Origin of the sequence: Flavobacterium reichenbachii, from assembly GCF_002217435.1 — a bacterium.
In the GTDB taxonomy this organism is placed as follows: domain Bacteria; phylum Bacteroidota; class Bacteroidia; order Flavobacteriales; family Flavobacteriaceae; genus Flavobacterium; species Flavobacterium reichenbachii.
In genome coordinates this window covers 24,407-34,392 of record NZ_MUHF01000013.1, presented here as the reverse complement: position 1 = coordinate 34,392, position 9,986 = coordinate 24,407, and the positions used below count along the sequence as shown (strand labels likewise).

General features: G+C 33.2%; 11 protein-coding genes. 5 read left to right on the top strand and 6 right to left on the bottom strand.

Going from position 1 to position 9,986, the window contains the following annotated elements:
• Nucleotides 1–302 precede the first annotated feature (302 nt).
• From B0A68_RS12345 to B0A68_RS12330, 4 genes are all read right to left on the bottom strand, one after another.
• Nucleotides 303–1,328: a LacI family DNA-binding transcriptional regulator gene (locus B0A68_RS12345; RefSeq protein WP_035684693.1), complete on the bottom strand. Its 1,026-nt coding sequence runs from the start codon at nt 1,326–1,328 to the stop codon at nt 303–305.
• 104 nt (nt 1,329–1,432) lie between these two features.
• Entirely contained in the window at nt 1,433–2,368 is a 936-nt protein-coding gene (locus B0A68_RS12340) for an ROK family protein (protein ID WP_035684694.1), read from the bottom strand.
• Nucleotides 2,369–2,899: 531 nt separating this feature from the next.
• A complete protein-coding gene (locus B0A68_RS12335; RefSeq protein WP_035684695.1) occupies nt 2,900–3,811 on the bottom strand; it encodes an NAD(P)/FAD-dependent oxidoreductase in 912 nt (303 codons plus the stop codon).
• Between the two features lie 11 nt (nt 3,812–3,822).
• Nucleotides 3,823–4,119 carry a hypothetical protein gene (locus tag B0A68_RS12330; protein ID WP_051892620.1) on the bottom strand — a complete coding sequence of 99 codons (297 nt, stop codon included), beginning with the start codon at nt 4,117–4,119 and terminating at the stop codon, nt 3,823–3,825.
• 110 nt (nt 4,120–4,229) lie between these two features.
• Here B0A68_RS12330 and B0A68_RS12325 point away from each other — a divergent pair, with 110 nt between their 5' ends.
• From B0A68_RS12325 to B0A68_RS12305, 5 genes are all read left to right on the top strand, one after another.
• Nucleotides 4,230–4,604, top strand: coding sequence for a Fur family transcriptional regulator (locus tag B0A68_RS12325; protein ID WP_035684696.1), 375 nt, complete (start codon nt 4,230–4,232; stop codon nt 4,602–4,604).
• Between the two features lie 287 nt (nt 4,605–4,891).
• On the top strand, nt 4,892–6,025 hold the full coding sequence (locus B0A68_RS12320) for a glycosyltransferase (protein ID WP_051892622.1): 1,134 nt from the start codon (nt 4,892–4,894) through the stop codon (nt 6,023–6,025).
• Nucleotides 6,022–7,158, top strand: a complete 1,137-nt coding sequence (gene glf / locus B0A68_RS12315; protein ID WP_035684699.1) for a UDP-galactopyranose mutase — start codon at nt 6,022–6,024, stop codon at nt 7,156–7,158. The genes B0A68_RS12320 and glf overlap by 4 nt, the downstream gene beginning before the upstream one ends.
• The gene (locus B0A68_RS12310; protein ID WP_035684701.1) at nt 7,158–8,297 is read left to right on the top strand and encodes a hypothetical protein; all 1,140 of its coding nucleotides are present in this window, start codon (nt 7,158–7,160) and stop codon (nt 8,295–8,297) included. The genes glf and B0A68_RS12310 overlap by 1 nt, the downstream gene beginning before the upstream one ends.
• A gap of 22 nt (nt 8,298–8,319) precedes the next feature.
• Nucleotides 8,320–8,760, top strand: a complete 441-nt coding sequence (locus B0A68_RS12305; protein ID WP_035684703.1) for an adenylyltransferase/cytidyltransferase family protein — start codon at nt 8,320–8,322, stop codon at nt 8,758–8,760.
• A gap of 50 nt (nt 8,761–8,810) precedes the next feature.
• Here the strand turns inward: B0A68_RS12305 and B0A68_RS12300 are convergent, their stop codons facing one another.
• Nucleotides 8,811–9,314, bottom strand: a complete 504-nt coding sequence (locus B0A68_RS12300) for a hypothetical protein (protein ID WP_035684705.1) — start codon at nt 9,312–9,314, stop codon at nt 8,811–8,813.
• A gap of 222 nt (nt 9,315–9,536) precedes the next feature.
• Nucleotides 9,537–9,917 carry a response regulator gene (locus tag B0A68_RS12295; protein ID WP_051892625.1) on the bottom strand — a complete coding sequence of 127 codons (381 nt, stop codon included), beginning with the start codon at nt 9,915–9,917 and terminating at the stop codon, nt 9,537–9,539.
• Nucleotides 9,918–9,986: the final 69 nt, after the last annotated feature.

Genomic DNA, 9,986 nt, shown 5'->3' with positions numbered 1-9,986 from the left:
TACTAAAACGTTTTAGTAAAAAAAAATTTATTTTACTTAATGTAATTTTAATGTTAATTTTATAAGAAATGCATTTATTTGAGATCAATTATTAAATTATACTCAATAAAATTCTACGAAAACGTTATATTTTCGACCTAAATTAAAAAATCATAAAAAAATCTAAAAATTAATAACTACAGAAAAGTTCTTTTTTGGACTAAAAAAGACAAAAAAAAATCTGAGAATCAATTTATACAATTGACACTCAGATTTTTCAGAAGTAAAGTTTTGTTTTTTTTCTTAAAAAGTAAGGCAGGAAATTATTTTGCCAGCGAAGATTCCCTAATTATTAATTCTGTCTTTAAAACGACTTTTTGATGGATTTCTGATGCATCTTTCTTTTTTAAAAGCGGGAGCAGCACTTCCATTAATTTAGTACTAATTTCTATCATTGGCTGCGCAACAGACGTAATCATTGGATCGTAAATTTTAAACATATCATTATCATCAAATGCAATGATTCCTAAATCCTTAATCAACTGCGGATTTTTTTCTTTTAAAACTTCGAGTCCGCTTTGTGCAAGATAATTAGTTGAAAAAAATACGGCATCTAAATCGTGGTGCTGGTCTACGAAGTTTTTAATATACTCCTTCCCTTTTCCTTTTACAATCTCATTAAAAGGAATTTGAAGCGTATTGGGTTTTAGACCATTTTTTATTGCTGCTTTTTCATATCCTACCAAACGCCCGTGCATCTGGCTCTGGTCTGAAGCGGTTGTAATAAAACCAATATTTTTAAACTTGCTTTCAATTAAGTGCTGTGTGGCATCAAAAGATGCTTGTTCATTATCAATAACGACACTGCTGCACTCTAAACCATCAAAAATCCTGTCTAGTAAAACTACAGGAATGTTATCTTTTATTAAGTTTTCGATCGTTTCTTTAATTCCGGGAGAAGGCACTATAATAAAACCATCTACTTGTCTGAAATTAAATAAGGTAATTAACTCATTCGATTTTTCATCGTCGTTCTCGTTACTGCAGAAAATAACTTTATATCCTTTTTCATAGGCGATATCCTCAAAAATTCTGGCCAATTTAGAGAAGAAGTTGTTTGAAATATCCTCTACCATAAAAACCAAAATTTTAGATTTCCCGGTTCGAAGACTTTGAGCAATTTGGTTAGGCCTGTAATTTATTAATTTTGCATAATCTAAAACCTTTTTTGTAAGCTCCTTAGAAATGTGTTTTTCTTTTGCTTTACCATTCAAAACAAAAGATACTGTAGTTACAGATATCTTCAATTCATCTGCAATATTCCTAATAGAGACAGGTTTTTTCTTCATATTAATTTAAAATCAAAATTTGATCAAATATAGTAAAGTTATTATTGATGTAAATTAACATAGAAATCTAACTATTTAATGTTTAAATTACAGCATTCCTTTTTCTAAAAATAAGGAAGTTCTGCTTTAATTCTTTCCCAAAAAGATTCATTGTATAAATAACTTGAACCTAAAATACTGGTCTGCTCTGTGTTTTCTATTATAGAGATTGAAATATCTATATTTTTATTTTTTAAATTTTGCTGCAGTTTAGATAGAAATAAATGATTTGACTTGGCAATATTACCGCCGATAATAAGCAGATCTGCATCAAATTTTACTATACACGGGGCTAAAAACTCAGTCAGATTACAGGCAAAATCATCGAATATTCTGGCTGTCTCACTATTTTCGATTCCTGCTATTTCCTTTACGCCATCTGTCAATTTATTTCCTGTACTGTTTTCGTATTGGTTAGAAAACCAGCGTGTAGAAAAATAGTTGTCTGCAATTCCTTCCTTAAAAGGTTTATCCCATAGACAGCCATTATGCGGTATTGTATCTCCTTGTGTAAGAGGTAATTTGTTATCTAAAAATGCGGCGCCAAAACCAGTTCCCAAAGTAATGGCAATAACTTTACTGTAAAGTACCGATTCTGGTTTTAGCGAACCTCCAACTCCAAAACAGCTCGCATCATTTAGAAACCTAAAGCTCACATTTTTGGCACTTATGTATTTTGTAAGTTCTTCTGAAATCGAAACATTATATAAGGACTCGTATTTATCATTTCCTTTAAACATTGCTATTCCGGTTTCATATTGAAATGGACCTGGCATCGAAAAAGCAATTCCGATTGTTTCTGTCAAAGAATATGTTTTCTGGACAATTTGAATTGTTTGATTAATTATTTCAGCCCATTTTTTTATGATGACTTCTTTAGATGCTTTACTATCTACAGAACCGCTAAAATATGTTCCCGGAATTATCACAAAATCTTCGCTATTTACAGCAGCACTGCTAATGTGACTACCTCCAACATCTACTCCTATTGTTATTGACATTTAGTATTCATTTTATTATTTTTTACTTATGATCAATTAAATTTTCGATACTCTTATTAATTTTCAAACCTAAAAAGAAACAATTTTACCATTCAATACTATATTGTCAAACAACAATACTATTCTCCTTGGTCAAATCAAATCTGGAATTGAGACCAATCTTGCTAAAAGACAAAATTTACAGAAAGAAAGAACTTAGAAATGTATCAAAAACAGTCTTAATTTGATTGAATTTACAGCGCCTTTTCGGCTTAGAAACAAGATATCCAATCAATCAAATATTAACCTATTAACTACAATAAAATTATTATTTTAACAATTGAAAGAATTATTAAAAACAAAAATCAAAATATAATTAGTTATATGCAAAAACATGATCAGATAAGCAAATATACTAAAACGTTTTAGTAATCAAAATTTTTTGGTGATTTTTTAAAGACATAAAATTTAGAAGTGCTTAGTTCCTGAAAATATAACAATTGGGTACTAAGCATAAAAATCAGAGTTTTTAAGAAAGATGTTGTGATTTTATTATTGAAATTCCTCTTCGGTCATTAAATTATTTAATACCGCGCCCGCCATACTTCCTGACGCCACTGCACCAGCTACAGAACGCATTGGAGAAGCATTATCGCCGCAGGCAAAAACATCTGGTATGTTTGTTTTCTGAAATGCATCAACTTTCATATATCCTTGCTCTGTCAATTCACAGCCCAGCATTTCTGGTATTTTGCAATGCTGCTCAAAAGACGGACGAGAATATATTGCTTTTAAGTCAAAAACGGAATTATCATTAAAAACGATTTGTTCTACATTCCCATTTTTGTGCTTTACCTCAGCAATTTCTTTTTCTATTATTGGAATGTTATACTTCGTAATTTTATCGGTTTCTTCCTGAGTCAAAGTTGATTTTCCGTTGGTGAAAATCGTTAAATCTTTTGTCCAATTACGAATAAGCTGGGCATAGTGAAAAGCAAAATTCCCATTGGCCAAAATTCCGGTTTTTTCGTTTTTTACTTCGTAGCCGTGGCAATATGGACAATGAATTACAGATATTCCCCAGCATTCAGAAAATCCCTTTATTTCGGGCATAATGTCTTTGACACCAGTTGCAAAAATCAGTTTTTGAGCTGTAAATTCTTCTCCTGCTTCTGTTGTGATTGTAAAACCGTTTTCGGTTTTCTTTCCCAAAATGGCAAATCCGGAATGAAATTGCACTGTTTTATATTTCAACACCTGCGCTTTGGCTTTAGCTGCAATTAGATCGGGTTTCTCTCCGTCCTGCGTAATAAAATTGTGCGAATGAGGTGTTTGGCGGTTGCAGGGAAATCCGCTGTCTATGATTAAAACACTTCGCAGAGCACGCCCCAAAGACATTGCTGCAGAAAGTCCCGCATAACTCCCTCCAATAATGATTATCTCGAATTTTTTATTATCTGTCATAAAATTGAATTTTAATTATCTGTACATCGTTTTTTATCTTCTAATATGTCGCACCTAAATCCTGAGAGATTTACTATTCTTATTATTTCTTCGGCATTTATGGTATGATTTTCAACTCTTAAAATGGTATGACCTGCAGGATATGGCAGTTCAGTTTCATTTATATCAAAATTAATTTTAGATTCTGGAAAAGCAGTTTGAAGCTTTTTTAAAGTAGTTTCTGCCTGTACTTTGCATTGAATATTTGTCGTAAACACTTCTACAAGTGATTCTTGAGAAATTTCATTTAGGATATTTTCTTTTATCATGTCTATAAAACTTTCAACAAAAATAGGCAAAAATCATATTAATGCAACTTAATCGCATTAAATTATTGCGATTAAGTCGCATTAATTTTTTTATGTATCTTTGCAAGAGCATGAAAAGAAGAAATACGATATCCAAAGAAGCTGTTTTACAGGTGCTGACCAACTCGCGAAAAGCAATGAGTCAGGATGCAATTGCAAAACAAATAGATCAAAGCATTGACAGAGCCACCGTTTACAGAATATTAAACCGCTTTTGCGAAGATGAAATTTTGCATAAAATAGTGGCAGATGATGGGAAACAATATTTTGCCGTTTGTGTAAAATGTGATGAAAAATTACTGCCGGACAATCACTTTCATTTTCGATGCATAAAATGCGAAACTATAGAATGCCTTCCTGCTCCTGTCGAATTTTCGTTGGAAAAAAAATACAATGTACAGCGAATGAATTGTGTCTTGATTGGTGTTTGCAGCGATTGTTCTTGATAATGCTGTAGAAATCTTCAATTTCCGCTTTTCTTAATATCATCTTATTTTTAGTTTTTAAATCTAATCTGTTTAAAAACTAAGAATAAGATTTTTTTTGTTTTATGGTTAATTCCATGTATTTCTTCTTTATTTAAATTATAAGAGCTGACTGTAAATTATGTAACACTCAGCGCTTTATTTGTAAAAAGAGTCCCTCCTGCGCCAATACTTTTACTTCAGATCTTTTAGAGATTGATTCCTTCTGGAATACCCCCAACAAATTCGAATAATTCAAAATCATTATTATGACAAATAATTTAAAAGAGACTAAGATTAGCTCAGGAAAAACCGTTTCTAAAGTAGACGAGCAGGCACAACATTACGATATGATTGTTTTTTGTCATTTGAGATGGCAGTTTGTTTATCAGCGTCCGCAGCACCTCATCAGCCGAATGGCAGAAACTATGAAAGTTTTATTTATTGAGGAACCTTGGTTTGATCCGCAAAATGAAAGTTCAGGCAAATTAATCGTGATTAATGAAAATCTTCATGTCTTACAGCCCAATGTTACCAATATTGAATCGATTGCAGCAATTATTCCTTCTTATGTAAAAAACAAAAGTATAGCAGTCGGATGGTTTTATTCTGCTTCATTTTGTCCTTTATTAGAAACACTGGAATTTGATACAATTGTCTATGACTGCATGGATGAATTATCTTTATTTAAAGGTGCTCCGGCACACTTGATCGATCAGGAAAAATATTTAATGGCAAATGCCGATGTTATTTTTACAGGCGGAAAATCATTGTTTGAATCAAAAAATCAATTGCACAGCAATGTACATTGTTTTCCAAGTTCTGTAGACGAGAAACATTTTGGACAAGCTCTCAGCGCTCTTTCTGTTCCTGCCGATATTGATATTCAAGGTCCTATAGTGGGATATTATGGTGTAATCGATGAGCGAATTGATCTGGATCTATTACAGGAGACTGCAAAAAAGCTGCCTAACGTTTCTTTTGTTATGATTGGCCCGCTGGCTAAAATCGAAGAGGCAGATCTGCCTCAGGAATCAAATATTTATTATTTGGGAATGAAGTCTTACAATGAACTTCCAAATTACCTTAAAGCTTTTGACATCGCTATGATGCCTTTTGCATTAAATGACGCAACAAAATACATCAGCCCAACTAAAACTTTAGAATATATGGCGGCTAAAAAACCGATCATATCTACCAAAATTATTGATGTGGTACGAGATTACAGCATTTGCGTAAGCTTGATCGAAACAGCAGATGAGTTTGCAGAAGAGATATCTTTTTTACTCGATCAGTCTGATATTCAATCTATGAATATTGAATATCAAAAAATCCTCAAAAAAACATCTTGGGATGCTACGACAGAAAAAATGAAATCAATCCTTAAATCTTTTGCCAAATGAAACACATAGACATTTTAATTATAGGCGCAGGAATTTCTGGAGCTGTTCTGGCAGAACGATATGCGTCGATTGGAAAAAAGGTTCTGATTATTGAAAAAAGAAATCACATTGCAGGAAACTGTTATGATTATACAGACGACAACGGAATTTTAGTTTCGAAATACGGAGCACATTTATTTCATACCAATGAAGAATCGGTTTGGAAATACGTTAACAGCTTTTCTAACTGGTATCGCTGGGAACATAAAGTGATTGCAAGAGTTGGAGAAAAAACAGTTCCGATTCCGGTAAATATTACTACGGTAAACGAAATATACGACATTAATATTTCGTCTGAAGAAGAGATGATAAACTGGCTGGAAGATCATAGAATGCCTTTTAAGAAACCTGAGAACGGTGAAGAGGCGGTTTTAAATCGTGTTGGTCCGATTTTGTATGAAAAAATGTTTAAGTATTACACTAAAAAACAATGGGACAAATATCCGGTTGAATTAGATGCTTCTGTATTGGAGAGAATTCCGGTTAGAACCAATTACGATGACCGCTATTTTTCTGATAAATGGCAGGCACTGCCAAAAGGCGGTTATACACAATTGTTTGAAAATATCTTAAATCATCCAAATATCGAAGTCCTTTTGGAAACGGATTATTTTGATGTAAAAGATCAGTATAAGAATTTTGAAAAACTATTTTACACTGGGCCTATTGATCGCTTTTTTGAATTTAAACACAGTTTGATTGAAAAACTGGAATACCGCTCGATTAATTTTGTAAGCGAAACGGTTGACGCGGAATTCTTTCAGGAAAACTCGGTTGTTAATTATCCGGGAATGGAAGTTGATTTTACCCGTATTATTGAGTACAAGCACTTTGGCAATCAAACTTCTGAAAAAACTACTGTTGTCAAAGAATTTACTGTAGATGAAGGGGAGCCTTATTATCCAGTTCCAAATCCTCGAAATCAGGAAATATACACAAAGTATAAAGCAGAAGCAGAAAATTTACCAGATGTACATTTTGTGGGAAGGCTAGCCAATTATAAATATTTCAACATGGATCAGGCATTTAAAAATGCACTCGATTTGTTTGAACATTTGGAAATAAGCACGAAACCACTTAAAACAGCCGTTTAATGAAACTTTTTAACAGCTTTTTTATGGGCGGTTTTGAATGTGCAGATCACATCAACCGATCTGGTAAGAGGATCAATCTTTTAAAAGAAACCGAACATGATATTCGGTTTCATCAGGATTATGAAGCTTTGTCGGCAATCGGAATCAAAACGGTTCGGGAAGGAATCTGCTGGAGTGAAGTAGAAAAAGCTCCGGGAATTTTTGATTTTTCTGAAGTTTTAAAATTAATGAAATCGGCAGAAAAACTTGGGATTCAGCAGATTTGGGATTTGATTCATTTTGGTTATCCAGATGGCATCTTCCCCACTCATCCTTTGTTTTGTAATAGATTTGAGCAATTATGTGAAGCTTTTGCCCTTTTTTACAAAGCCAATTCAAAACAGCCTTTGTTTGTAGTTCCGATAAATGAAATCAGCTTTTTGTCCTGGCATTCGGGCGATGTGCGCGGTACTGTGCCATTTGCTGTAAACTCGGGCTGGGATATTAAATACCATTTGTGCAAAGCAGCCATTTTGGGAATAAAAATGCTCAAAATTACCGACCCCGATTGTAAAATTGTTTTGGTAGAACCTTTAGTAAAAATTCATCCAACAGAACCTCAGCAGGATGTATGGCAGTTAAATGAATATCAGTTTCAGGCGATGGACATCATCGCGGGAAGAATCTGTCCCGAATTGGGAGGTTCTGAAGATTTTCTGGAGATTCTTGGATTCAATTATTATTGGAACTGTCAATGGAAAGGCAGCGGCGAAACGCTCGACTGGCCCGATACAGAACAGAAACGAACACCATTTTCTGAACTATTACAGTCTGCCTACGAACGGTATAAAAAACCTGTAATTATTTCTGAAACAGGACATTTTGGTATTGGCCGTGTCGAATGGCTTGAAGAAATTACAGCCGAATGCATTAAAGCAAAAGATCTGGGTGTAGACATAAAAGGAATCTGCATTTATCCTGTAACAGACAGACCTGATTGGGACGATTTAACAAAATACTGCGAATGCGGGATCTGGGATTTAGACGAAAATAAAAATCGGATTCCGCATCAGGAATATATTCAAGCCGTAATCAAGGCACAAACAGATTTTAAGAGAAAAAATAATATCCTTAATCAGGTAATTAATTTTTTTAAATAAACATTTAATGAAAAATTAGAAGATGGAATTAACAAAAACAATAACCGGAATTACTTTTAGTGCTTTTGATTTACTGCACGCAGGTCACGTAAAAATGCTTGAAGAGGCAAAATTGTACTGTGATTATTTAATTGTAGGATTACAAACAGACCCTACACTCGACAGACCGGAGAAAAATAAACCAACACAGTCTGTGGTAGAGCGCTACATTCAGCTCAGAGCGTGTAAATATGTCGACGAAATTATTCCTTATGCAACAGAACTGGATTTACAGGACATCTTGCAGGCGTTTCCTATAGATGTTAGAATATTGGGCGATGAGTACAAAGACAAAAATTTTACCGGACGCGAATATTGTGAAAATATGGAAATAAAATTGATCTATAATAAACGTAATCATCGTTTCTCCAGCAGTGGACTGCGAAAAGAGGTATATGATCGTGAATGCTTAAAAAAAGCATGACCTAATTTTATAAAAGCTAAAATGAATTTGACAGGAAATTTTGAAAATGGTTAAACTTTAGAATATTTATAAGTATGTCTCAGCAGCCAGATTTTTGTTCCGGTAAACTGCACTTCTTTTTTAATTTCAAATGTTTTAGCTCCAATTAAATAAGTATGTCTAATTAATGCCGATGCATTGTCGTTCCCGTCTTTACCCAGTATTTCTGTAATTATTTCCAGGCTTCCGTCTGACAATTTCTTATTGGATTTTACAAGCTCGTCGTTCAATTTTTTTCCATCATCTGTTATTGCGATCGTATGGGAAGAATTTGCCGAAGTTTCATTGGGATAAAAGTTGTTAAATTTAAATTGATTCAACTCATTGCTTTGAATTACTTCCAAATCGGCTGGCATTTCATAGGGTTTACTTGTCTTATAATCCAAATAAATTAAGGTCCCTTTCCATTTACCAACGCTTTTTTGGAATTCGGACGCAGACACCAAATTGGATTGTGAAAAAACAGATAAACTAGTCAATACGATTGTAAAGAATAAAAACATTTTTGATTTCATAATACTATTTTTTAGTTAATATAGATTCCGATTATTAGTAGCAATCGAAAAATTTCTATTTCCAGATTTTAAATCCTTCGTATAAAATCTTACTCAAAAACAATTTTACATCTGATAATCAAATATATAACTTTTTTCTTTAAATCTAAGAAATGGAAAATTAAATGCGGCCGTTTCAGGGACAAACGGCTTATATCAACTAAAAAAATTACAGAAAAAAAATTACAGAATACCGCTTAGAATACTCACCAATTCGTTGTAACTGTTTGGTTTGCTAAAGTAACGACAGAGACCATCGGTTTTTATAGCCTGAAGTATGAATTCGTCTGTTGGTGTAGATATCATTATGACAGGAATATTTTGAAGACGCTCATTTGTTTTCATTTTCTGCAAAAATTCGTATCCGTTTAAAGCCGGCATATTGTAATCTAAAAGAATAAGATCTGGCAGCAGCTCTTTATTTCTTAATTCTTCAAATGCCAATACCGAATTAAATAACGATTGTACTAAAATACCTCTTTCCAGTGATTGGATTGCATCGGTAAATATTTCAGCATCGTCCTGATCATCATCAATCAATAATATATTTTTGTAAAGCATCATGTATGGTTTCTGCCATTAAACGGCATCATATCTTATATACGTGATTTTTTACTTTTAGGTTTGAATTTT

Coding starts and splice junctions, on each gene's coding strand:
- B0A68_RS12345 (WP_035684693.1), bottom strand. CDS start 1,328: ATGAAGAAAAAACCTGTCTCTATTAGGAATATTGCAGATGAATTGAAG.
- B0A68_RS12340 (WP_035684694.1), bottom strand. CDS start 2,368: ATGTCAATAACAATAGGAGTAGATGTTGGAGGTAGTCACATTAGCAGT.
- B0A68_RS12335 (WP_035684695.1), bottom strand. CDS start 3,811: ATGACAGATAATAAAAAATTCGAGATAATCATTATTGGAGGGAGTTAT.
- B0A68_RS12330 (WP_051892620.1), bottom strand. CDS start 4,119: ATGATAAAAGAAAATATCCTAAATGAAATTTCTCAAGAATCACTTGTA.
- B0A68_RS12325 (WP_035684696.1), top strand. CDS start 4,230: ATGAAAAGAAGAAATACGATATCCAAAGAAGCTGTTTTACAGGTGCTG.
- B0A68_RS12320 (WP_051892622.1), top strand. CDS start 4,892: ATGACAAATAATTTAAAAGAGACTAAGATTAGCTCAGGAAAAACCGTT.
- glf (WP_035684699.1), top strand. CDS start 6,022: ATGAAACACATAGACATTTTAATTATAGGCGCAGGAATTTCTGGAGCT.
- B0A68_RS12310 (WP_035684701.1), top strand. CDS start 7,158: ATGAAACTTTTTAACAGCTTTTTTATGGGCGGTTTTGAATGTGCAGAT.
- B0A68_RS12305 (WP_035684703.1), top strand. CDS start 8,320: ATGGAATTAACAAAAACAATAACCGGAATTACTTTTAGTGCTTTTGAT.
- B0A68_RS12300 (WP_035684705.1), bottom strand. CDS start 9,314: ATGAAATCAAAAATGTTTTTATTCTTTACAATCGTATTGACTAGTTTA.
- B0A68_RS12295 (WP_051892625.1), bottom strand. CDS start 9,917: ATGATGCTTTACAAAAATATATTATTGATTGATGATGATCAGGACGAT.